The organism is Cellulomonas biazotea, assembly GCF_004306155.1.
Taxonomy (GTDB): Bacteria; Actinomycetota; Actinomycetes; order Actinomycetales; family Cellulomonadaceae; genus Cellulomonas; species Cellulomonas biazotea.
In genome coordinates this window covers 1-22,592 of sequence record NZ_BIMR01000241.1, presented here as the reverse complement: position 1 = coordinate 22,592, position 22,592 = coordinate 1, and the positions used below count along the sequence as shown (strand labels likewise).

20 protein-coding genes are annotated in these 22,592 nt (G+C 74.9%); 15 read left to right on the top strand and 5 right to left on the bottom strand.

The genetic code is table 11. The annotated features are described in order from the left end of the window. Positions 1-241: 241 nt before the first annotated feature. The 7 genes from leuS to CBZ_RS15125 all read left to right on the top strand — a co-directional run bounded on the left by leuS (position 242) and on the right by CBZ_RS15125 (position 9,815). The gene (gene leuS, locus CBZ_RS15155) at positions 242-3,169 is read left to right on the top strand and encodes a leucine--tRNA ligase (protein WP_130782344.1); all 2,928 of its coding nucleotides are present in this window, start codon (positions 242-244) and stop codon (positions 3,167-3,169) included. Beyond that, a complete protein-coding gene (locus CBZ_RS15150; protein ID WP_130782348.1) occupies positions 3,166-4,122 on the top strand; it encodes a DegV family protein in 957 nt (318 codons plus the stop codon). The genes leuS and CBZ_RS15150 overlap by 4 nt, the downstream gene beginning before the upstream one ends. 537 nt (positions 4,123-4,659) lie before the next feature. Continuing rightward, positions 4,660-5,700 (top strand): ComEA family DNA-binding protein, encoded by a 1,041-nt coding sequence (locus CBZ_RS21850; protein WP_246013443.1) that lies wholly within the window; start codon positions 4,660-4,662, stop codon positions 5,698-5,700. A gap of 203 nt (positions 5,701-5,903) precedes the next feature. After that, entirely contained in the window at positions 5,904-7,727 is a 1,824-nt protein-coding gene (locus tag CBZ_RS15140) for a ComEC/Rec2 family competence protein (RefSeq protein WP_130782343.1), read from the top strand. A gap of 174 nt (positions 7,728-7,901) precedes the next feature. Then, positions 7,902-8,921: a DNA polymerase III subunit delta gene (holA, locus tag CBZ_RS15135; protein ID WP_130782342.1), complete on the top strand. Its 1,020-nt coding sequence runs from the start codon at positions 7,902-7,904 to the stop codon at positions 8,919-8,921. A 34-nt stretch (positions 8,922-8,955) separates the two neighbouring features. Next, on the top strand, positions 8,956-9,390 hold the full coding sequence (locus CBZ_RS15130; protein WP_130782341.1) for a helix-turn-helix transcriptional regulator: 435 nt from the start codon (positions 8,956-8,958) through the stop codon (positions 9,388-9,390). Between the two features lie 14 nt (positions 9,391-9,404). Next, entirely contained in the window at positions 9,405-9,815 is a 411-nt protein-coding gene (locus CBZ_RS15125; RefSeq protein WP_174768685.1) for a VOC family protein, read from the top strand. 159 nt (positions 9,816-9,974) lie between these two features. On the opposite strand, the gene CBZ_RS15120 is transcribed toward CBZ_RS15125, so the two are convergent. Both CBZ_RS15120 and CBZ_RS15115 read right to left on the bottom strand, forming a co-directional pair. Beyond that, on the bottom strand, positions 9,975-10,598 hold the full coding sequence (locus tag CBZ_RS15120) for an EAL domain-containing protein (RefSeq protein WP_246013441.1): 624 nt from the start codon (positions 10,596-10,598) through the stop codon (positions 9,975-9,977). A gap of 126 nt (positions 10,599-10,724) precedes the next feature. Beyond that, on the bottom strand, positions 10,725-11,453 hold the full coding sequence (locus tag CBZ_RS15115; protein WP_130782339.1) for an EAL and HDOD domain-containing protein: 729 nt from the start codon (positions 11,451-11,453) through the stop codon (positions 10,725-10,727). A 208-nt stretch (positions 11,454-11,661) separates the two neighbouring features. On the opposite strand from CBZ_RS15115, the gene CBZ_RS21005 reads away from it, so the two are divergent. Further along, the gene (locus tag CBZ_RS21005; protein WP_165446795.1) at positions 11,662-11,805 is read left to right on the top strand and encodes a hypothetical protein; all 144 of its coding nucleotides are present in this window, start codon (positions 11,662-11,664) and stop codon (positions 11,803-11,805) included. A 146-nt stretch (positions 11,806-11,951) separates the two neighbouring features. Continuing rightward, positions 11,952-13,274, top strand: a complete 1,323-nt coding sequence (locus CBZ_RS15110; protein ID WP_130782338.1) for a helix-turn-helix domain-containing protein — start codon at positions 11,952-11,954, stop codon at positions 13,272-13,274. Between the two features lie 92 nt (positions 13,275-13,366). Here the strand turns inward: CBZ_RS15110 and rpsT are convergent, their stop codons facing one another. Together rpsT and CBZ_RS15100 are read right to left on the bottom strand one after the other, a co-directional pair. Continuing rightward, on the bottom strand, positions 13,367-13,627 hold the full coding sequence (gene rpsT / locus CBZ_RS15105; protein WP_130782337.1) for a 30S ribosomal protein S20: 261 nt from the start codon (positions 13,625-13,627) through the stop codon (positions 13,367-13,369). A 269-nt stretch (positions 13,628-13,896) separates the two neighbouring features. Further along, positions 13,897-14,418 carry a type II toxin-antitoxin system PemK/MazF family toxin gene (locus CBZ_RS15100; RefSeq protein ID WP_246013439.1) on the bottom strand — a complete coding sequence of 174 codons (522 nt, stop codon included), beginning with the start codon at positions 14,416-14,418 and terminating at the stop codon, positions 13,897-13,899. Positions 14,419-14,505: 87 nt separating this feature from the next. Here CBZ_RS15100 and CBZ_RS15095 point away from each other — a divergent pair, with 87 nt between their 5' ends. The 3 genes from CBZ_RS15095 to CBZ_RS15085 are packed head-to-tail and all read left to right on the top strand — an operon-like array spanning position 14,506 to position 17,868. Next, positions 14,506-16,092 (top strand): circularly permuted type 2 ATP-grasp protein, encoded by a 1,587-nt coding sequence (locus CBZ_RS15095; RefSeq protein ID WP_130782336.1) that lies wholly within the window; start codon positions 14,506-14,508, stop codon positions 16,090-16,092. Further along, positions 16,086-17,015: an alpha-E domain-containing protein gene (locus CBZ_RS15090; RefSeq protein WP_130782335.1), complete on the top strand. Its 930-nt coding sequence runs from the start codon at positions 16,086-16,088 to the stop codon at positions 17,013-17,015. The genes CBZ_RS15095 and CBZ_RS15090 overlap by 7 nt, the downstream gene beginning before the upstream one ends. Before the next feature lie 13 nt (positions 17,016-17,028). After that, on the top strand, positions 17,029-17,868 hold the full coding sequence (locus tag CBZ_RS15085; RefSeq protein ID WP_130782334.1) for a transglutaminase family protein: 840 nt from the start codon (positions 17,029-17,031) through the stop codon (positions 17,866-17,868). A gap of 10 nt (positions 17,869-17,878) precedes the next feature. Here CBZ_RS15085 and CBZ_RS15080 read toward each other — a convergent pair whose 3' ends face one another. Continuing rightward, complete coding sequence (locus CBZ_RS15080) at positions 17,879-18,628, bottom strand: maleylpyruvate isomerase family mycothiol-dependent enzyme (protein WP_130782333.1); 750 nt, start codon at positions 18,626-18,628, stop codon at positions 17,879-17,881. 109 nt (positions 18,629-18,737) lie between these two features. On the opposite strand from CBZ_RS15080, the gene lepA reads away from it, so the two are divergent. The 3 genes from lepA to hemW form a co-directional block, all read left to right on the top strand. Beyond that, entirely contained in the window at positions 18,738-20,618 is a 1,881-nt protein-coding gene (gene lepA / locus CBZ_RS15075; protein ID WP_130782332.1) for a translation elongation factor 4, read from the top strand. Then, complete coding sequence (locus CBZ_RS15070) at positions 20,615-21,418, top strand: isocitrate lyase/PEP mutase family protein (protein WP_130782331.1); 804 nt, start codon at positions 20,615-20,617, stop codon at positions 21,416-21,418. The genes lepA and CBZ_RS15070 overlap by 4 nt, the downstream gene beginning before the upstream one ends. 1 nt (position 21,419) lies before the next feature. After that, a partial coding sequence (gene hemW, locus CBZ_RS15065) for a radical SAM family heme chaperone HemW (RefSeq protein WP_130782330.1) occupies positions 21,420-22,592 on the top strand: 1,173 nt, incomplete at its 3' end.

Sequence of the window (22,592 nt, the reverse complement as noted above, 5' to 3'; positions counted from 1 at the left end):
GTCGAGGCCCGGGCCGCGGCCAGCTCCGCGGCGAGGGCGGCCGCCCTCGCGCGCGCCGCCTCGGCCTCCAGGTGTGCGGCCTCGGCGGCCGCCTGCGCCGCCGCGGCCTCGAGCTGGGCGAGCCGGGCGTCGTCGCCCGGGGGAGTCCCCGTCATGCCGCGATCGTAGGAGCGCGTGCGGACCGCCGCAGGCTGGGGGACGGTGTGTGCGGGGGCCGTGGCCCCGCCGGTAAACTCCTCGGGTGACGTCGCAGGACACCTCCGCCCCCGCCCCGGCCCCCTCGTCCGACGAGGTGCCCTTCCGGTACACCGCCGCCCTCGCGCAGGAGATCGAGCTCCGCTGGCAGGACGAGTGGCAGCGCCGCGGGACCTTCTACGCCGCGAACCCGGTCGGCGACCTCACCGACGGGGACGGCGCGCTCGCGGACCCGTCGCGGCGGTCGTTCTTCGTCATGGACATGTTCCCGTACCCCTCGGGCGCGGGTCTGCACGTCGGCCACCCCCTCGGCTACATCGCGACCGACGTCGTCGCGCGCTTCCGCCGCATGCAGGGCGACAACGTGCTGCACGCCCTGGGCTTCGACGCGTTCGGCCTGCCCGCCGAGCAGTACGCCGTCGAGACGGGCCAGCACCCGCGCACGACGACCGAGGCGAACATCGAGATCATGCAGCGCCAGCTGCGCCGGCTCGGCCTCGCGCACGACGCCCGCCGGTCGTTCGCGACGATCGACCCCGACTACGTCCGCTGGACGCAGTGGATCTTCCTGCAGATCTTCGAGTCCTGGTACGACGCCGACGCCGTGCGCCCCGACGGCGGCCGCGGCGCCGCCCGACCCGTCACCGAGCTCGTCGCGGCGTACGAGGCCGGACGCCCGCTGCCCACGGGCGTCGACGGCGTGGCCGACGGAGCGACGTGGGCCGACCTGGACGCCGTCGCACGGCGCCGCGTGCTCGACTCGCAGCGCCTGGCCTACGTCTCGGAGACGCCGGTCAACTGGTGCCCGGGCCTCGGCACCGTCCTCGCGAACGAGGAGGTCACGGCCGACGGCCGCTCCGAGCGCGGCAACTTGCCGGTGTTCCAGCGCAGCCTGCGGCAGTGGAACATGCGGATCACCGCCTACGCCGACCGCCTCGCGGACGACCTCGACCACATCGACTGGCCCGACAAGGTCACGGCGATGCAGCGCAACTGGATCGGCCGCTCGACGGGCGCGCGCGTCCGGTTCGCCGTGCAGGGCGGCAGCGAGGTCGAGGTCTTCACGACCCGCCCCGACACGCTGTTCGGCGCCACGTTCGTCGTCGTCGCCCCCGAGCACCCGCTGCTCGACGAGGTCCCGGCCGAGTGGCCCGACGGCACGCACGGTGCCTGGACGGGCGGTCACCGCACGCCCGCCGACGCCGTCGCGTCGTACCGGAAGGAGTCCGCCGCCAAGACCGCCGTCGAGCGTCAGGCCGACGCCGGCCGCAAGACGGGCGTCTTCACCGGCCACCTGGCGGCGAACCCCGTCAACGGCGAGCTGCTGCCCGTGTTCACCGCCGACTACGTCCTCATGGGCTACGGCACGGGCGCGATCATGGCCGTCCCCGGGGGCGACGAGCGCGACTACGCGTTCGCCCAGGCCTTCGAGCTGCCCGTCGTCTACACGATCGACGCGCCCGAGGGCACCCTGGACGGCGCGCGCACGGGCGACGGCGTCGCGATCAACTCCGCGAACGACGAGATCAGCCTCGACGGCCTGCCCGTCGCCGAGGCGAAGGCCGCGATCATCGCGTGGCTCGAGCAGCACGGCGTGGGCGAGGGCACCGTCAACTACCGTCTGCGCGACTGGTTGTTCAGCCGGCAGCGGTACTGGGGCGAGCCTTTCCCGATCGTCTACGACGAGCACGACCTGCCGATCGCGCTGCCCGCCGACACGCTGCCCGTCGACCTGCCCGAGGTGCCCGACTACGCGCCGCGCACCTTCGCCGCCGACGACGCGCACTCGTCGCCCGAGCCCCCGCTGGGCCGCAACGACGACTGGGTGCACGTCACGCTCGACCTCGGCGACGGCCCGAAGCAGTACCGCCGCGACACCAACACCATGCCCAACTGGGCCGGGTCCTGCTGGTACTACCTGCGCTACCTCGACCCGACGAACGACGACGTCCTCGTCGACCCCGCGCTCGAGCGGTACTGGATGGGCCCGGGCCACGGCGCGCAGGCGCAGGACTCCGTCGGCGGCGTCGACCTGTACGTCGGTGGCGTCGAGCACGCCGTGCTGCATCTGCTGTACGCCCGGTTCTGGCACAAGGTGCTGTTCGACCTCGGTCACGTGTCGAGCGCCGAGCCGTTCCACAAGCTCTTCAACCAGGGCTACATCCAGGCCGACGTCTTCCGGGACGAGCGCCTCGTCGCCGTGCCCGCCGCCGAGGTCGTGGAGGACGCCGCGTCCGCCACCGGCTTCACGTGGCAGGACCAGCCCGTCACGCGCGAGTACGGGAAGATGGGCAAGTCCCTGAAGAACGCCGTGACGCCCGACGAGATGTACGCCGAGTACGGCGCCGACACCCTGCGCGTCTACGAGATGTCGATGGGTCCGCTCGACCAGTCGCGCCCGTGGGAGACCCGCGCGGTCGTCGGGTCGCAGCGGTACCTGCAGCGGCTGTGGCGCAACGTCGTCGACGAGACGACCGGTGCCCTGCTCGTCACGGACGAGGCCCCGTCGGCCGAGACGCTGCGCGTCCTGCACCGCACGATCGCCGACGTCACGGCGGACATGGAGGCCATGCGCCTCAACACCGCGATCGCCAAGCTCATCGTGCTCAACAACCACCTGACGACGTTGCCCGCCGCCCCGCGGGCCGCCGTCGAGGCGCTCGTCCTCATGACCGCGCCCGTCGCCCCGCACGTCGCCGAGGAGCTGTGGCAGCGCCTCGGGCACGACCGGTCGCTCGCCCACGAGCCGTTCCCGGTCGCCGACCCGGTGTTCCTCGTCGAGGAGACCGTCACGTGCGTCCTGCAGGTGCAGGGCAAGGTGCGCGGTCGCGTCGAGGTGCCGCTCGACGTCACCGACGAGGCGCTGACCGCGCTCGCGCTCGCCGACGAGGGCGTCCAGCGCACCCTCGCCGGCCGCGACGTGCGCACCGTCATCGTCCGGGCGCCGCGCCTCGTCAACGTGGTGCCCGCCTGAGCGGGACGCACGGGCGGCGCGGCGGCGTCCGCCCGCACGTCGCGGTCGTCACCGACTCGACGGCCGTGCTCGCACCGGCCGACGTGGCGCGGTGGGGGATCGGCGTCGTGCCGCTCGACGTCGTCGTCGACGGCACGCGCCACGCCGAGGGCGTCGACCTCGGCCCCGCCGAGCTGCTCGCGGCGCTCGGTCGCGGCGCCCGCGTGAGCACGTCGCAGCCCCCGCCCGCCGCGTTCGCCGCCGCCTACCAGCAGGCCGTCGCCGACGGCGCGCAGGAGGTCGTGTCCGTCCACCTCGCCGGTGGCCTGTCCGGGACCGTCCAGGCGGCCCGGCTCGCCGCCGCCACGGTGCCCGTCCCCGTGCACGTCGTCGACTCGGGGACCGCGGGCATGGCGCTCGGCTTCGCCGTCCTCGCCGCCGCGCGCGCCGCCCGCGGACCGACCGAGGATGCGGAGGCGCCCCGCGGGGGGCTGCGCGCCTGGTGGAGCCGCCGGCAGGCACCCCGCCCCGCCCTGCCCACCGGCACGCAGGTCGCCGACGTCGCCCGCGGCGTGGCGGCGTCCAGCCGTGTCTGGTTCCTCGTCGACTCGCTCGACCACCTGCGCCGCGGCGGCCGGCTCAGCGCGACCGCCGCCGCCCTCGGCACCGTGCTCGGGCTGCGGCCCATCCTCACGATCCGCGACGGCTCCGTCGTCGTCGTCGAGAAGGTCCGCACGCGCCGCGCCGCGCGCGACCGGCTGGAGGCCCTCGCCGTCGCCGACGTCGCGCACCGCTCGGCGGCCCGGGTCGCCGTGCACCACCTGCAGCAGCCCGACGTCGCCGCGGCGGTGGCCGCGCAGATCGAGGCATGGGGCGCGCAGCGGGTCGTCGAGACCGTCACCTGCGACGCCGGCGCCGTGCTCGCGGCCCACGTCGGCCCGGGCCTCATCGCGGTCGTCGTCACCGACGCCTGACGAGGCGCTCCCCGCCGAGGCGGGGCGCGCCGCGGCCCCACGACCGTCGAGGCCAGGTCGCTCGACCGCTCGTCGCGTGGCGGGCTCGGTCGTAGGGCGGCGCGGCCGGACGACGCGTTCGACCGTGCGAAGGCCCGACGCGCGACGGAGTGCGACCGTGGCGAGGCCCGACGCATGGCGGCGTGCGACCGTGTGGCGGCCCCACGGATGGCGGGGTTCGACCGCGCCCTTGCTCGGTCGGTCGGTCGGTCGCTCGGTCGCTCGGTCGCCCCACGAGGCGTCCACAGCCCGCCGACAAGGGGTGGACGTCCACGGAGAGTCGGCGACGGCGGTCCCCGCGGCTGGTCCCGTCCTTAGCGTCGCGGTGTGCACCCTCCCGAGCGCTCGCCCCGACGACGCCTCGACGACGTCGTCCGCGGCGCGACGCCCTCGAGCCCGCGCTGGACGCCGCCCGCGCACCTCCGCCCGGCCGCGGCACCGCACTCGGTGCGCACGAGCGCCGACGCCGCTGCCCACCGCTCGGACCCTGCCGGACACGTGCGAGCCGTACCTGACGACCAGCGCCGCCAGGAGCACGGTCGCACCGCCGCACCGTTGCGCCTCCCGGCGTCGGCGTCGGCCACCGACGCCGACGCGCGGGACGGGTTCGCGGGAGGCAGCGGCCCGTCGCTCCACGACGAGCGGACGCTCGCAGCGGTGCGCGACTTCGCGACGTACGGCTCGCCCCGCGACCTCGACGCGGGAGGCGGCCGCTCGTCGCTCCACGACGAGCGGGTGCTCGCAGCGGTGCGCGACGGGTACGTCGCGACGTACGGCTCGCCCCTCGACCTCGACGCCGCCGACGCGGGCCCGCGCCCCGTGCGCGCCCTGCGGGTGCGCTGGGCGGTGTCGTGGCAGCTCGCCGTCACCGCTGCCCTGGTCCTGCTGCTGGCCGCCGGTGCGGTCGCCCTCCGGGTGGGTGCGCGGGCGAGCGGACCGCCCGTGGCGTTCCCCGAGCCCTCGGGCCCGGCGACCACGGCCTCCCCGGTGCCGGGCGGTCGGTCGGAACCGGCGGGTCTCGGCCTCGACAGCGGCAGCGGCGCCACCCCCGACGGTGCAGCGGCCGGGCAGGACGGCTCGCTCGCCGGCACCGCCGCGCACGCGGACGGCGGAGTGGTCGTCCATGTCGCGGGCGCTGTCGCGTCACCGGGGGTCGTCCGGCTCGCGGCGGGCTCGCGGGTCCTCGACGCGCTCACGGCCGCGGGTGGCGCGGCGCCCGACGCCGACCTCACGCTGCTCAACCTCGCCCGGGTCCTCGTCGACGGCGAGCAGGTGCTGGTCAGCCGCCCGGGCGAGGTGCCGGCCGCGGCGGCGGTCCCGGCAGGCATCCCCGACGCCGCAGCTCCGGGCACGCCGGTCGACCTCAACACGGCCGACGCGGCAGCACTCGACGCCCTTCCCGGCATCGGTCCGGTGCTCGCCCAGCGCATCGTCGAGCACCGGGCCGAGCGCCCGTTCGGCTCGGTCGACGAGCTCGCCGACGTCCGCGGCATCGGCCCGACCGCGCTCGAGCGCCTGCGCGATCTGGTGCGCGTGTGACCCGCCGTTCCCGCCGCCCACGCCCTGCCTCCTCCGGCGACTCGACTGCCGACGGCGGCAGAGTCGGGCACGGCTCGCTGTCGGCCCCCCGCAGCAGGGCGGTCGGACCCACGCACCGCGGGGCCCTGCTGTCAGCCGCCGAGGCCAGGGCGGTCAGGCGCACCGAGCACCCTGTCTCGCCGCCGGCCGCAGGCAGGAGAGCGGTGACGTCCTGCGTACGGTCGGACGTCCTCGCGGACCCGATGCCCGCGCCGGGCACGGCGCCGTCGTCGACGCTCGACCTCCGGCTGCTGGTCCCCGCCGTCGTCGCCTGGCTCGCCGCGTGCGTCGTCGTCCGGCTGTCGCCGGTGAGCGCCACCGCGTCCGCGCTCACGTGCCTCGGACTCGCCGGCGTCGGCCTCGCGGTCGCCCGTCACACGGCCGGGCGCAGGATGTCGCCCCGCTCGGCCGCCGGCGGGACCGGTGCGTGGCAGGTCGGCGACGTCAGGAGGCGGACCCCGACGGCTTCGTCCCGGACCGGGACCGGCCGCCGGCGGTCCCGGTCCGGTGCGTCGAGCACCGGGATCGGAGCCCGGCGGACCGGCCCGTACGGCGATCGCCTGCCCGCTGTGCTCGCGTCCGGCGGCCTCGCGCTCGTCGTCGCGGCGGCGGTCCTCGGTGACGGGGCCGCGCAGGTCACCGCGCGATCCCGCGGCCCGATGGCAGCGGTGGCGTCGGCCGAGGAGCCGTCGACCGTCACGGTGTCGGGGTCGGTCGCCGAGCGCGCGACGCTCCTCGCTCCCTCCTGGCCCGGCGCTCCGCCACGTGCGCGCGTCGTGCTCGAGGTCGACGCGGTCGAGCAGGGTCGACGGTCGCCCGCCGCCACGCCCGACCCGGCGTCCGACCCGGTGCCCGACCCGGTGTCAGACCCGGCATCCGACGGAGCGGCGCGGGGGGTCGGCGGCCAGCCCGTCGTGGTCCTCGGGCCCGCTGCGTGGACGGGCGTCGAGGTCGGGGCGAGAGTCGCCGTGACGGGACGCGCCGTCGCCGCGCCGCCGGGTGACCGGGCGACGGCGCTCCTCACGACGACGGACGTCCCTCGACCCCTCGCACCGCCACCTCCGTGGCTCGCCGCCGCGGGCTCGGTGCGCCAGGTGGTCGTCCGGCAGGCGGCGATGCTCCCCGGCGATGCGGCCGCCCTGCTGCCGGGCGTGACGGTCGGTGACACGAGCGGCGTCCCCGACGACCTGCGCGACGCCATGCGCGCCTCGGGCCTGGCCCACCTCACGGCCGTGTCAGGCGCGCACTTCGCGCTGCTGACGACGCTCGTCCTGGCCGGCGCTGCGACCGCGCGGCTCCCGCGGCTCCTGCGCGCCGGCGCGGTCGTCGCGGTCGGCGCGGGCCTGGTCCTCGTGGTGGGCCCGTCACCGAGCGTGCTGCGCGCCGCGGCAATGGGGCTCGTCGGGGCCGCGGCGCTCCTGGTGGGGCGACGGAGCCGCTCCCCGGCCGCGCTCGCGGCCGCGGTGGTCGTCCTGCTGCTCGTCGACCCGTGGCTCGCGACCGAGCTGGGGTTCGTCCTGTCGGTCGCGGCGACCGCGGGGCTCGTCCTGCTCGGCGTGCCGCTCGCCGAGCGATGGCGCGGAGCCCTGCCGCACACCGTCGCGACGGCCCTCGCCGCACCCGTCGCCGCGCAGGTCGTGTGCGCGCCCGTGCTCCTGGCGGCGTCGCCGACCGTCGCGCTCCTCGCGGTCCCGGCGAACCTCGTCGCAGCCCCGGCCGTCGCACCGGCCACGGTGCTCGGACTCGCGGGCGCTCTCGTGGGGTTGTGGTGGCCGGCGCTCGGTCACGTGCTCGCCCACCTCGCCGGCGCCGCATGCTGGTGGATCGGCGCCGTCGCCCGCACTGCCGCCGGCGTACCGGGCACCCAGGTCGCGTGGGCGCCGGGCCTGCTCGGCATGCTGCTCCTCGCGGCGGCGGGCACGGCCACCGCCCGCCTGCTCTGGCCAGGACGCCCCGCGCGACGGCGCACCGGGTGGGGGAGCGGGTGACCTTCTTCGCTACCCGCACGGCGGGCCGGAGCCCGACGGCCGGGGCCCGCACGGGGCGACTCTCGGGACCGGCACGACGAGACCGAAGCACGATGCGCCAGGCGGAGGGGGACGAAGGCGCGACGCTCCCGCCGGAGAGGCGGTGCTGTCGGTCGGGTCTGGCAGGCTGGGCCGGTGCCTCCCGCTCCCCGCCGCAGCTCCTCCCGCTCGTCCGCGCCGGCGGGTCTGTCGTGGGAGGACGTCGAGCCGGCACCGGTGGTGCTCGTCAGCGGCCCCGAGGACGTCCTGGCCGACCGCGCGGTCGACCGCCTGATCTCCCGGGCGCGGGCGACGGACCCCGGGCTCGAGGTCACCCGCCTCGACGCCGTGGACTACACGACCGGCACGCTCGGCGTCGTGACGAGCCCGTCGCTGTTCGCGGAGGACCGGCTGGTCGTCGTGGCCGGGCTGGAGCGGGCGGGCGACGAGCTGTTCGCCGACGTCACCGCGTACGTGGCGGCACCGGCGTCGGACGTCGTCGTGGTGCTCCGGCACGGCGGCGGTCAGCGCGGCAAGAAGCTCCTCGACACGCTGCGCGCGCAGAAGGTGCCGACCGTGACGTGCGACGCGATCAAGTCGGACGCCGACAAGTCGTCGTTCGTCACGGCCGAGCTGCGACGGGCCGGTCGACGTGCGGACGCGCAGGCCGTCCGTGCGCTGGTCGACGCCGTGGGCAGCGACCTGCGCGAGCTCGCGGCCGCGTGCGCGCAGCTCGTCGCCGACACGAGCGGTCTGATCGGCCCGGACGTCGTCGAGCGGTACTACGGCGGCCGGATCGAGGCGACGGGGTTCCGTGTCGCCGACGCGGCGCTCGCGGGCAACTCCGGGCAGGCCGTGGCGCTCCTGCGGCACGCGCTCGCGACCGGGGTGGACCCGGTGCCGATCGTCGCGGCGCTCGCGGCCAAGCTGCGCGTCCTGGCGAAGGTCGCGGCGGTGCGCGGTCGGGGGACGGCGGCGGTGCGTGAGCTCGGCCTGGCCCCGTGGCAGACGGACCGGGCGCTCGCCGACCTGCGACGCTGGACGCCCGAGGGGCTGGCGGTCGCCATCTCGTCGGTCGCGCAGGCTGACGCCGAGGTCAAGGGCGAGGGCCGCGACGCGCAGTTCGCGGTCGAGCGCGCGGTGCTCCGGATCGCCGCGGCGTCCGGCACCGCCTAGTCAGCGGCACGACGCACAGGGCAGGCTGGACCTCATGACGACCGGGCAGGAGGCGCGGCTGCGTGAGCTCGTGCTGCTCCGGCGCGTCCGGGACCGCATCGACCGCGACTACGCGCAGCCGCTGGACGTCGAGGCGCTCGCGCGCGGCGTCCACCTCTCGGCGGGTCACCTGAGCCGGGAGTTCCGCGCGGCGTACGGGGAGTCGCCGTACAGCTACCTCATGACGCGGCGCATCGAGCGCGCGATGACGTTGCTGCGCCGTGGCGACCTGTCGGTCACCGAGGTGTGCTTCGCGGTCGGCTGCCAGTCGCTCGGGACGTTCAGCACGCGGTTCTCCGAGCTCGTCGGGGTGTCGCCGAGCGTGTACCGGCGGATGTCCGCCGGCGAGGTCGCCGGGTTGCCGAGCTGCGTGGTCAAGCAGGTCACCCGACCGGTCAGGAATCGAGAAGTCTCCCGCACCGTCCGCTGAGTAGCGTGGCCGGCATGGACCTTCTCATCCACTCGACGTTCCTTCCGGCCGACGACCCCGACGCGTCGCTGGCCTTCTACCGTGACGCGCTGGGCTTCGAGATGAGGCTCGACGTGGGCTACGGCACCATGCGCTGGATCACGGTCGGCCCGGTCGGCCAGCCGCAGACCTCGATCGTCCTGCACCCGCCCGCCGTCGACCCCGGCCTCACGGAGGACGAGCGCCGCACGATCGCCGAGATGATGGCGAAGGGCAGCTACGCGAGCATCGTGCTGAGCACGCCCGACGTGGACGCGGTGTTCGAGCAGGTGCAGGCGACGGGCGCGGAGGTCGTGCAGGAGCCGACCGACCAGCCCTACGGCGTGCGGGACTGCGCGTTCCGCGACCCGGCCGGCAACCAGGTGCGAATCAACCAGGTCGCGTGAGGGCGCCGGTCCGGCGCGCCACGGTGCGCCGGACCGCCCCGCGCACGATGGTGTGCGGATCGCCCCGCGCACGAGGTGTGCGGGACCGCCCCGCGTACCCACGCCGCGCCACGCAAGGCCGCTCGCGCGCCGCAGGTGCCGACCCCTGGGCCCGGAGCGTCAGAGCAGGAGCGTGACGGCGCGCCCGAGCGAGTCGCCCTGCAGCAGGTCGAACCCCAGCTCGGTGCAGCGCTGCTTGCGCGCGGAGCTCGACACCCGCTCGGCGACGAGCATCGCCCCCTCGCCGCGGGCTGTGCTCGCGAGGCGGCCGTCGTCGGCCTCGAGGTCGCGGCAGTCGACCTTGACGTAGTCGGCGTACGGCAGCATCGCGACCTGGTCGGGGGTGGCGACGAAGTCGTCGAGCGCGATGCGGTAGCCGCCGGAGCGCAGACGCTGCAGACCGGCGAGGACGTCCTGGTCGGCGGCGACGGTCTCCACGACCTCGACGACGAGGCGCTCGGGCACCCGCGGCAGCGGCAGGTCGCTCACGAGGAACGACCGGGTGACGTTGACGAACGCCAGCGTGTCGCCGGGCGGTTCACCGTCGTGGAACAGCGCCGAGAGCACGGCCGTGGTCGCGCCGTCCTGCCGGTCGGCGCTCCACCGGTCGACCTGGGCGGGCCTGCCCAGGGACGAGCGGTAGAGGTACTCGTGGCCGTGCAGCCGGCCGTCGGTCGTCCAGATCGGCTGGCGTGCGACCGGCAGGTGCGAGGGTGCGCTCGGTGACAGAGCGGAAGTCGTCACGCCGGATGAGAGGCGGTCCCGGCGTAGTCATGACGCCACTGACACGACTTCGTGCCGCGACTCACGCTGCGCCTCGGTCTGGCGACGACAGGCGCCTTCCGGCAAAGGCGTGGCCGTGCCGACCGGTCAGTGGCTGACGGGCCGGGCGCCCGCGCGGTCGAGCACGCCGGCGCGCTCGAGCAGGTTGCCCTGGAACAGCGAGAAGCCCAGGTCGCGGGCGTGCCGCAGGGTGTCCGCGTTCTCGACGTACTCGGCGACGAGGAGCGCGCCGTAGGAGCGGGCGAGGTCGACGACCGGGTGACCCTCGACGTCGAGGTCGCGGACGTCGATCTTCACGAAGTCGGCGTGGGGGAGCAGGCGGCGCTGGTCGGCGCTCGAGACGAACCCCGGCACGGCGATGCGGAAACCCTCTTCCCGGAGCCTGCGCACACCGGCGAGGACGGCCGAGTCGACCGTGACCGTGTCGGTGATCTCGATGACCAGGCGGTCGGGGCGGCGCGGGACGGCGAGGTCGCCCGTCAGGTAGGCGCGGGGGCAGCGGACGAAGAGCAGGCGGCCGTGGGCCACGTGCTCGAGGTCGGCCCGGCCGAAGGTGGCGCCGAGGACGTGTGCGGTGGCCCGCTCGTGCTGGTACGTGCTCCACGAGTGGGCGGCATGGGTGTGCTGGTCGGGCGACCGGTACGAGAGCTGGTACGCGAAGGGGCGGCCGTGCGTCGAGAAGATGCCCTGGCGGGCGACGAGCACGGGCTCGCGACCCATCCGGCGCTCCCACTCGGAGCGCAGGGCGTCAGGGATCGCGTCCTCGACGGCTGCTGCGAGCCGAGCGATCCGCCCGTCGACGTCGTCCGGTGTCATGGCATCTATGACACCACAACTCCCGGACTGTGAACCGCCGGATCGCGGGTGGAATTCTGTCCGGTCCGTCGTCACCGCAGAGGAACGCGCGAGCGTGCGCAGAACTTCACCCGCTCTGCTGAATACAGGTGAACGGGAGACAGCACACCGTCCGGGCCGTCATCATTGCGGTGACCACTTCCGCGCGCTGCTTGACAGGAGTACCACCATGCGTCGTCGTCTCACGACCGTCCTCGCGATCGCCACCGTTGCCGTCTCCCTGGGTCTCGGTGCAGGTCCGGCGCTCGCCGAGGAGGGGACCATCACGCCCTTCTCCGGCGGTGCGACCGGCTGCTGCCGCCAGGCCGTCTGACCGTGGCCGGCCCGGGTGCCGTGCCAGGCGCCGCACCCGGGCGGCCCGCCGCTGACCCTTCTCGGTGCCCTCGGTGACCGACTCGACACGTCCGGGGCGCAAGAGGGTGATGCGCTCGGCCGTCGTCACACGTACGATGACTTCCCATGACCACCATTGCTGACCGGGTGCGCGAGGCCCGGCTCGCCGCAGGGCTCTCGCAGACGGCGCTCGCCGGGTCGGCTTTCTCGCCCAGCTACATCTCCCTCATCGAGGCCGGCCACCGCGAGCCCACCGACTCGGCGCTCGCCGTGCTCGCGTCCAGGCTCGGGACGACCCTCGAGTTCCTGCGCCACGGTGAGGACGGGCCCAACGAGGCCCGTACACGTCTCGAGATCGACTACGCGCGACTCGACCTGACGCAGGGCGACGCCGCCGGGGCGCTGCGCCGGCTCAAGGCCCTCGACCTGGAGGTCGTGACGCCGTCGATGCGCGTCCTGGCCCTCAGCGAGATGGCCCGCGCCCACGAGGCCGTCGGCGAGCTCGAGGAGTCCGTCGCGATCCTGGAGCCCCTCGTCGCGGACGCACGGGCGCGCCAGCACCACGTGGAGGCGGCCACCCTCACGACCGCCCTCGTCGCGTCCTACCTCGAGGCCGGCGACCTGCACCGCAGCGTCGAGGTCGGTGAGCGCGTGCTGGCCGACCTGGAGGACGCTGACCTGCTCGGCACCGACGAGCAGCTGCGCCTCGCGTCGACCGTCCTGTGGGCGTACGTCGAGCGCGGCGACCTGCTCTACTCGACGCACCGCGCCGCCGAGCTCATCGCCCTCGCCGAGTCGCAGGGCACGCCTCGCGGCCGCGGCAGCGTCTACTGGAACGCGGCCCTCGTCGCCGAGCAGCGCCGCGACTACGAGCTCGCGCAGCGCTACACGGAGCGCGCGCTCGCCCTGCTGTCCGAGGGCGAGCCCGACCGCGACCTGCCGCGTCTGCGGCTCAACTACGCGTGGCTCCTGCTGCGCTCCGAGCCCGCTCAGCCGCGCGAGGCGCTGGACCAGATCGAGCGGGCCGCGCCCGACCTCGCCGTCCTCGGCTCGGAGATCGAGCTCTCCCGCCTCGACGTCGAGCGCTCGCGCGCGCACCTGCTGCTCGGCGACCTCGCGTCGGCCGAGACGTTCGTGCGGGCCGCGCTCGACCGGCTCGGCGAGCCGCCGCGCATCGAGACGGCCATCGCGCAGCTCTCGCTCGGTGACGTGCAGTACGCCCGCGGCGACGTCGACGGTGCGGCGCAGGCGTACCGCTGGGCCGCCGACATGCTCGGCATGATGCAGGCGTCGCGGCAGTCCGCGGCCGCCTGGCGTGACCTCGGGGACCGCTTCCTGCGTCAGGGCGACGCCGCGGCGGCCGCCCAGGCGTTCGACCGCGCGCTGCGCGAAGCAGGCTTCCGGCCGTCCGTCCCGCTCAGCAGCTGGGAGACCTGGTCGCTGACCTGACGGAGCCGGAGACCAGTGAAGGCGTCACCCCGCAGGGGGGTGACGCCTTCACTGTTGTGCGGGAGCGGCGGCTCCCGGCGTGAGGACGGGCCTCAGAGCGCGGCGACAGCCTTCGCCAGCGCCGACTTCTTGTTGGCGGCCTGGTTGGCGTGGATGACGCCCTTCGAGACGGCCTTGTCGAGCTTGCGCGACGCGGCGACGAGCGCGGTCGACGCGGCGTCCTTGTCGCCACCGGCGACGGCCTCGCGGACACGACGCACGTGCGTCTTCAGCTCCGACTTGACCGCCTTGTTGCGCAGGCGGGCCTTCTCGTTCGTCTTGATGCGCTTGATCTGGGACTTGATGTTGGCCACGTTGTGAGAACTCTCTGGTGTGTTCGCCGAAGCGATCTGACAGGTCGTAGAGGGCGCGCACAGCTCCGGGACTGGGGCGTGGGGATACCCGCGGAGAGGAGCTGGGCTTGTGCCCGCCGACCCGGGCGGACACGCAATTCGCCATCTTACCAGCCGGTCGGGGCATCGTCAGCCGTGCTCATCAGCAGCCCACCTGCAGCCCACCTGCAGCCCACCTGCAGCCCACCAACCTCCCACGCGCGTCCCAGCAGCCGGCCGGGGCGTGCGGCTCAGCGCTGCCGTGGGCGGCGACCCGCAGCGACGTCCGCCATGGCGGCCGTCACCGACGCGAACAGGGCGCGGTCGACGGCCGCGCCCTCGCGGCGGACCGCCGAGCGCTCGAGCCGCAGCACCCGGTCGAGGCGCACCTCGCTGGGCCGCCGGCGCGGGTCCCACGCGCCGGTGCCGACGTCCATCCAGACCCGCCCCCACCGCGCCTCGTCGGCGGCGTCGCGGTCGTGGTCCTTGCTCGTCATGGGCAGGGCCAGCAGCGTCCGGCCGTCGCGGCCGACGACCAGCACGGGCCGGTCCTTGCCGCGCGACGCGTCGTCCTCGTACGGGACCCACGCCCACACGACCTCGCCGGGGTCCGGCTCACCGTCGGCGTGCGGCGCGTACTCGACGCGCGGGCCCGTCGTGGGGCCGGCGGGACGGGGTGCGGGCGCCGCCGCGGACCCGCGGGCGGGCCGGCGTCCCGACACGAGCGAACCGAGTCGGCGCAGCGTCGCGCCCAGGCGTCCGGCAGTCGTCACGAGAGCGACCGTAGCGCCCCCGACGTGGTCCGGCCCGGGCGTCCGGCGCGTAACGCACCGGTGACAACGGAGGTCTACTGTCGCGCCATGGCGGACCTCTTCGACGACTACCCGACGGGGCCGGCCTGGGACGAGATGATCGACCCGGAGACCGGTGGGTCCCGGGCGGCGTACCGGCACCTGCACGCGGCGCTGGCCCAGCTGTCGGCCGGCGAGCTGCGGGCCCGGGCGGACACGCTCGCCCGGTCGTACCTCGCGCAGGGCGTCACGTTCGACTTCGCCGGCGAGGAGCGGCCGTTCCCGCTCGACGTCGTGCCGCGCGTCGTCGCCGGGGCGGAGTGGGAGCACGTCGCGCCCGGTGTGGCGCAGCGCGTGCGGGCCCTCGAGGCGTTCCTCGGCGACGTGTACGGGTCGCAGCGGGCGATCGCCGACGGCGTCGTGCCGCGGTCGGTCGTCGTCTCCTCGGAGCACTTCCACCGGGCGGCCCGGGGCATCCAGCCGCCGAACGGCGTGCGGGTGCACGTGTCCGGGATCGACCTGGTGCGCGACGGGCAGGGCGACTGGCGGGTCCTCGAGGACAACGTGCGCGTGCCGAGCGGCGTCAGCTACGTGCTGTCGAACCGGCGGGCGATGGCGCAGACGTTCCCGGAGCTGTTCGCGGCGCTGCGCATCCGGCCGGTCGCGGACTACCCGCGGCGCCTGCTGGCCGCGCTCACGGCCGCGGCCCCGGCGGGCGTCGACGAGCCGACGGTGGTCGTCCTCACGCCCGGCGTCTACAACTCCGCGTACTTCGAGCACGCGCTGCTCGCGCGGACCATGGGCGTCGAGCTCGTCGAGGGGCGCGACCTGTTCTGCGCGTCGGGACGCGTGTGGATGCGCACGACGCAGGGGCGGCGGCGGGTCGACGTCATCTACCGGCGGGTCGACGACGAGTTCCTCGACCCGGTGGTGTTCCGCTCCGACTCGCTGCTGGGCAGCCCGGGCCTCATGACGTGCGCGCGCAACGGCACGGTGACGCTCGCGAACGCGGTCGGCAACGGGGTCGCGGACGACAAGCTCGTCTACACCTACGTCCCGGACCTGATCCGCTACTACCTCGCGGAGGAGCCGATCCTGCCGAACGTCGACACCTGGCGGCTCGAGGACCCGGCAGCGCTCGAGGAGGTCCTCGACCGGCTCGACGAGCTCGTGGTCAAGCCCGTCGCGGGCTCGGGCGGCAAGGGGCTCGTCGTGGGACCCGCCGCCAGCCGCGCGGAGCTCGCGGAGCTGCGGACGCGGCTCGTCGAGGACCCTCGCGGCTGGATCGCGCAGCCGGTCGTGCAGCTCTCGACGGTGCCGACGCTCGTCGAGGACGGCTTGCGGCCGCGGCACACGGACCTGCGGCCGTTCGCGGTCAACGACGGCGACTCGGTGTGGGTGCTGCCCGGCGGGCTGACGCGGGTCGCGCTGCCCGAGGGGCAGCTCGTCGTGAACTCGTCGCAGGGAGGCGGGTCCAAGGACACGTGGGTGCTCGGTGGGGCGCTGCCGCGCCGCGCGCAGGGGGCCGCCCCCGGGCTGCCCCACCCGGTGCCCGTCGCGACCGCCGTCCCCATCGACGCGAACCCGAGCGACGTGCGGGTGCAGGTCATGCAGCAGCAGCAGGGTCGGGTCGTCGAGGGGGGTGCGCCGTGCTGAGCCGGATCGCCGAGTCGCTGTTCTGGATCGGGCGGTACGTCGAGCGGGCCGACGACACCGCGCGGCTGCTCGACGTCCACGTGCAGATCCTCCTGGAGGACCCGTGGGCCGAGGAGGACCTCGCGTGCCGGTCGCTGCTGTCCGTCATGGACCGGCCGGCGCCGCCGCCGCACGTCGAGGTCGGCCGCGACCACGTGCTCGACATGCTCGCCTACGACCGGTTCGCGCCGTCGTCGATCGCGGGGTCGCTCGTCGCGGCGCGCGAGAACGCCCGGCGCGCGCGGGAGATCATCTCGACCGAGCTGTGGGAGTGCCTCAACACGACCTGGAACCAGCTGCCCGCGCACATGCGGCCCGCCCGGCCGCACGACTACTTCACGTGGGTGCGGGAGCGTGCAGCCGTCGTCGCCGGGATCATGGACTCCGCGACGTCGCGCGACGAGACGTGGGCGTTCATGGTCCTCGGGCGGTCGATCGAGCGTGCGGACATGACGGCGCGGCTGCTGACGACGCGTGCGCTCGCGGGCTCCGCCGGTCCCGGCTGGACGACGCTGCTGCGCTCGTGCGGCGCGCACGAGGCGTTCCTGCGGACGTACCGCGGCACCGCCTCCGACGAGCGCGCGGCGGGCTTCCTGCTGCTCGACCGGCTGTTCCCGCGGTCGATCGTGTTCGCGCTCAACCAGGCGGAGGAGTGCCTCGCGGCGCTCGAGCCGGTGACCGACCGGGCGACCGTGGACGACGCCCGGCGGCACATCGGCTTCGTCCGGACCAACCTCGAGTACCGGCCGCTGACCGAGGTGCTCGACGCGCTGCCGAAGGAGATGGAGCAGGTCCAGCGGGCCTGCACCGCGGCGTCCGACGCGATCCGCGGGCGGTACTTCCCGTCCGCGTCGGCGACGACGTGGGTCGGCGAGGCGCTCTAGTGGAGGAGAAGTCGTGAGCAGGCTGCGGGTGGTGCACACCTCCACGTTCCGGTACTCGGGACCGGTGGCGGCGTCGTACAACGAGGCGCGGATGACACCGCTGTCGCAGGTGGGCCAGACGGTGCTGGAGTCGCGCGTGGACGTGCACCCGCACACGTGGTGGCACGAGTACCGCGACTACTGGGGGAGCGCGGTGACGGCGTTCGAGGTCCTCGCGCCGCACGAGTCGCTCGTCATCACGGCGGAGCACGTCGTCGAGGTCGCGGAGCGGGCGCCCGTGCGCGCCCCCGTGGGCTGGGACACGCTGCGCGGCGTCGAGCTGCGGGACCGGCTCGCGGAGTTCCTCGCCGACACCGCGACGACCGAGCCGCCGGACGAGGTCGTCGCTCTCGCGCGGGAGGTCGCGGACGGGCTCGAGCCCGCGCAGGCCGCCGAGGCGGTGTGCCGCGCGCTGCGCGACCGGGTCGACTACATCCCGGGCGTGACGACCGCGCACACCCCGGCGGTCGAGGCGTGGGCGGCGGGCGCGGGGGTGTGCCAGGACATCGCGCACCTCGCGGTCGGGGCGCTGCGCAGCATCGGCATCCCGGCGCGCTACGTGTCCGGCTACCTGCACCCGCGGGTCGACGGCCCCGTCGGGGAGACCGTGAGCGGCGAGTCGCACGCGTGGGTCGAGTGGTGGGTCGGCGAGTGGACGGCGTACGACCCGACGAACCGCGTCGCGGTGGGGGAGCACCACGTGGTGCTGGCGCGCGGCCGGTCGTACGACGACGTCCCGCCGCTGCGCGGGATCTACGCCGGTGCGGGCACGCAGGAGCTCGACGTCGAGGTGCGGATCACGCGCGAGGCCTGACCGGCCCGGCTCACGGGGTCAGGGGGCGGGCGAGCGCGTCGTCGAGCGCGGCCCGGTCGCCCTCGACGGCGAACCCGGTGTCGTCGGGCGTGCGCCGGCCCCACACGAGCAGGGCCAGGTCCCGCGCCGGTGCGCGGACAGTCACGGCGGGAGGGCGGGCGTCGGCGGCGCGGCCCCCACCGAGAAGGGCGTCCCGCGCGCGGCGGCCCCCGAGCGACCACGTGCGGTCGGCGTCGGTCGCGACGAGCGCCACCGGGGCCGGCAGGGGCGCCATCCGGCCCATCGCCTCCTGCCGCGGCTGCATGACGGTGACGACCTCGTCGACGGTGTCGGCCCAGACGGCGGGGTCGACGTCGAGCGGCAGGCCGCCGGCGGTGCGCAGGTCCCACAGGTGCACGAGCGTCTCGTGGAGCTGGCGGCGGTGCCAGAACGACGCGGGGCCGGGACCGAGCAGCGTGCTGGCGGGTGCGTCGGGCCCGAGGGCGACGAGGGTGTCGTACAGCTCCGCGGCGCACGTGCCGTAGAGGTCGACGAGGTCGAACGGCCCGCGGCCCAGCGGCACCTCCCGGCCGCGCCGGGCCTGCGCCGCGGCCCAGTGGTGGACGCGGGCCAGGTGGACCACGAGGTCACGGACGCGCCAGCGGCCGCACCACGGCACGGGCACGCCCGGGTCGACCGTCGGGACCGTCGCGAGGAAGTCGTCCTGCAGCCCGCGCAGGAGGCGCAGGTGGTCGGGCGAGGCGGCGAGGTCCGTCGTCATGGGACCATGGTGGGGTCGTCCGCCCACGCGCCGCGAGGCCGTGGACCGACATCGACCGTCCGTCCGGCGCCACACCGCGCCCCACCACGAACCCGGGAGCAGTCCGCGCGTGTCCCCGATCCCGAGCACCGCCGCCGCGTCGCGCATCCGTCCGGCGGCCACCGCTCCCGAGCTGCTGCGCAACTTCTGCATCATCGCGCACATCGACCACGGCAAGTCGACGCTGGCCGACCGGATGCTGCAGCTCACGGGCGTCGTCGACGCGCGAGCCATGCGGGCGCAGTACCTGGACCGCATGGACATCGAGCGCGAGCGCGGCATCACGATCAAGTCGCAGGCGGTGCGCATGCCGTGGGGCGTGGGCGAGCAGGCGTACGCGCTCAACATGATCGACACGCCTGGCCACGTGGACTTCACGTACGAGGTGTCGCGGTCGCTCGCGGCGTGCGAGGGTGCGGTCCTGCTGGTCGACGCGGCGCAGGGCATCGAGGCGCAGACGCTGGCCAACCTGTACCTGGCGCTCGAGAACGACCTGCAGATCATCCCGGTGCTCAACAAGATCGACCTGCCCGCGGCGCAGCCGGAGAAGTACGCGGAGGAGCTCGCGGGCCTCATCGGGGGCGACCCCGCGGACTGCCTGCGCGTGTCGGGCAAGACCGGTGAGGGCGTCGAGGCGCTGCTGGACCGGATCGTCGAGTTGGTGCCCGCCCCGGTGGGGAACGCCGACGCGCCCGCCCGCGCGATGATCTTCGACTCCGTGTACGACACGTACCGCGGCGTCGTCACCTACGTCCGGGTCGTCGACGGCAACCTCAACCCGCGCGAGCGCATCGCGATGATGTCGACCAAGGCCACGCACGAGCTGCTCGAGATCGGCGTCATCTCGCCCGAGCCCGTCCCGACGAAGGGGCTGGGTGTCGGCGAGGTCGGCTACCTCATCACGGGCGTGAAGGACGTGCGCCAGTCGAAGGTCGGCGACACGGTGACGAACTCGGCCAAGCCTGCCGCGGAGGCGCTGGGCGGGTACTCCGACCCGAAGCCGATGGTCTTCTCCGGCCTGTACCCGATCGACGGGTCCGACTACCCGGCGCTGCGCGACGCGCTCGACAAGCTCAAGCTCAACGACGCGGCGCTCAACTACGAGCCCGAGACGTCGGTCGCGCTGGGCTTCGGGTTCCGCGTCGGGTTCCTCGGCCTGCTGCACCTCGAGATCATCCGTGAGCGGCTCGAGCGCGAGTTCGACCTCGACCTCATCTCGACGGCCCCGAACGTCGTCTACGACGTCGACCTCGAGGACCGCACGACGGTCCGCGTGACGAACCCCAGCGAGTTCCCCGGCGGCAAGATCGGCGCCGTGCACGAGCCGGTCGTCAAGGCCACGATCCTGGCGCCGAGCGAGTTCATCGGCGCGATCATGGAGCTGTGCCAGGGCAAGCGCGGCGACCTGCAGGGCATGGACTACCTGTCCGAGGACCGCGTGGAGATGCGCTACGTCCTGCCGATGGCGGAGATCGTCTTCGACTTCTTCGACCAGCTGAAGTCCCGCACGCGCGGGTACGCGAGCCTCGACTACGAGCCCATCGGCGACCAGGTCGCGGACCTCGTCAAGGTCGACATCCTGCTGCAGGGCGAGACGGTCGACGCGTTCAGCGCGATCGTGCACAAGGACAAGGCGTACGCGTACGGCGTCATGATGACGGGCAAGCTCAAGGACCTCATCCCTCGACAGCAGTTCGAGGTGCCGATCCAGGCGGCCATCGGCTCGCGGATCATCGCGCGCGAGACGATCCGCGCGATCCGCAAGGACGTCCTCGCCAAGTGCTACGGCGGCGACATCACCCGCAAGCGCAAGCTCCTCGAGAAGCAGAAGGAGGGCAAGAAGCGCATGAAGACGATCGGCCGGGTCGACGTGCCGCAGGAGGCCTTCATCGCCGCGCTCTCGTCGGACGCGGCCGCCCCCAAGGACGCCAAGGACGCGAAGAAGAAGTGACCGCCGCCGCGCTGCGCCGCCGGTTCGCCGACCTGCACGCGGGCCCGGGGACGTTCCTGCTGCCGAACCCGTGGGACGTGGGCTCGGCGCGGCTGCTCGTGCACGCCGGCTTCCCGGCGCTCGCGACGACGAGCGCGGGCCTGGCGTGGTCGCTCGGCAAGGAGGACCAGCAGGTCACCCGGGACGAGCTGCTCGCGCACGTGCGGGCGGTCGTCGCCGCGGTCGACGTGCCGGTCCAGGTCGACGCGGAGCACGGCTTCGGCGACGACGCGGCGGGTGTCGGGGCGACGGTCCAGCTGCTGCACGACGCGGGCGCCGCGGGCTGCTCGATCGAGGACTACGACCCCGTGCGCGCCGCGGTGCTGCCCCTCGACGTCGCCGTCGAGCGGGTCGCCGCCGCGGCCGACGCCGCCCACCGGCCCGAGGATCCGCTCGTCCTGACGGCGCGCTGCGAGAACCACCTCTACGGCGTCGACGACCTGGACGACACCATCCGACGCCTGCGGGCGTACGTCGCGGCGGGCGCCGACTGCGTGTACGCGCCCGGCCTGCGCACGGTCGAGCAGGTCCGGACCGTCGTCGACGCCGTCGACGTGCCGGTCAACGTCCTGGCCTGGCCCGACGGGCCCACCGTCGACGAGCTCGCCGAGGCGGGCGCCCGGCGCGTCTCGGTCGGCGGGGCGTTCGCGTCCGCCGCCTACGGCGCGCTCATGTCCGCCGCCCGGGAGCTGCGCGAGCACGGCACGACGACGTTTCGGCGCGGCGGCCTGACGCCGGCCGACCGCGCGGCGCTGGGCTGACATGGCCCCCGCCCTGCCCGACGGCCAGCCGGCCCCCGACGACGGCGCGCTGCCCCCGACCGTGGTCGACGGCAGCGCCGGTCGTGCCTTCGGCGTCTACCTGCACGTGCCGTTCTGCACCGTCCGGTGCGGGTACTGCGACTTCAACACCTACACCGCGACCGAGCTCGGCGGCGGTGCGAGCCAGTCGTCGTACGCCACGACCGCGCTCGCGGAGGTCGCGCTCGCCGGGCGGGTCCTGCGCGACGCCGGGCTGCCCGCGCGTCCCGTCTCGACCGTGTTCGTCGGCGGCGGCACCCCCACGGTCCTGCCCGTCGGCGACCTGGTCCGGATGCTCGGCGGCATCCGGGACACCTGGGGGCTGACCGACGACGTCGAGGTGACGACCGAGGCGAACCCCGACTCCGTCACACCGTCGTCCCTCGCGGCGCTCGCGGCGGGGGGCTTCACGCGCGTCTCGTTCGGCATGCAGTCGGCCGTGCCGCACGTGCTCGCGACGCTCGAGCGCACGCACGACCCTCGCCGGATCCCCGACGTCGTGCGGTGGGCGCGTGACGCCGGCCTGCAGGTGTCGCTCGACCTCATCTACGGCACGCCCGGGGAGTCCCTCGACGACTGGCGGACCAGCGTCGAGGCGGCGCTCGCGACGGGCGTCGACCACGTGTCGGCGTACGCGCTCGTCGTCGAGGACGGGACCCGGATGGCGGTCCAGGTGCGCCGCGGCGAGCTCACGCTGCCCGACGGCGACGACCAGGCCGAGAAGTACGAGCTCGCCGACGACCTGCTCGTCGAGGCGGGACTCGGCTGGTACGAGGTGAGCAACTGGGCGCGCACGCCCGCCGACGCGTGCCGGCACAACCTCGCGTACTGGCGCGGCGACGACTGGTGGGGGATCGGTCCGGGCGCGCACAGCCACGTCGGGGGCGTGCGCTGGTGGAACGTCAAGCACCCCCGCGCCTACGCGGACCGGCTCGACCGCGGCCTGAGCCCGGCCGCGGGGCGGGAGACGGTCGACGGGGACGCCGCCGCGCTCGAGCGGCTGATGCTGGGCGTGCGCCTGGCCGACGGCCTGCCGCTCGCCGACCTGTCGGCGCCCGCACGCCGGGCGGTCGCGGGGCTGGTCGCGGACGGGCTGCTCGACGGGCGTGCCGCCGTGGCACGCCCGGTCCGCACG

What these genes read in the sequence shown, in the direction of transcription:
- CBZ_RS15125 (WP_174768685.1), top strand. Translation starts at nt 9,405, where the DNA reads ATGGACCTTCTCATCCACTCGACGTTCCTTCCGGCCGACGACCCCGAC.
- CBZ_RS15115 (WP_130782339.1), bottom strand. Translation starts at nt 11,453, where the DNA reads ATGACACCGGACGACGTCGACGGGCGGATCGCTCGGCTCGCAGCAGCC.
- CBZ_RS15110 (WP_130782338.1), top strand. Translation starts at nt 11,952, where the DNA reads ATGACCACCATTGCTGACCGGGTGCGCGAGGCCCGGCTCGCCGCAGGG.
- CBZ_RS21005 (WP_165446795.1), top strand. Translation starts at nt 11,662, where the DNA reads ATGCGTCGTCGTCTCACGACCGTCCTCGCGATCGCCACCGTTGCCGTC.
- CBZ_RS15095 (WP_130782336.1), top strand. Translation starts at nt 14,506, where the DNA reads ATGGCGGACCTCTTCGACGACTACCCGACGGGGCCGGCCTGGGACGAG.
- CBZ_RS15080 (WP_130782333.1), bottom strand. Translation starts at nt 18,628, where the DNA reads ATGACGACGGACCTCGCCGCCTCGCCCGACCACCTGCGCCTCCTGCGC.
- CBZ_RS15130 (WP_130782341.1), top strand. Translation starts at nt 8,956, where the DNA reads ATGACGACCGGGCAGGAGGCGCGGCTGCGTGAGCTCGTGCTGCTCCGG.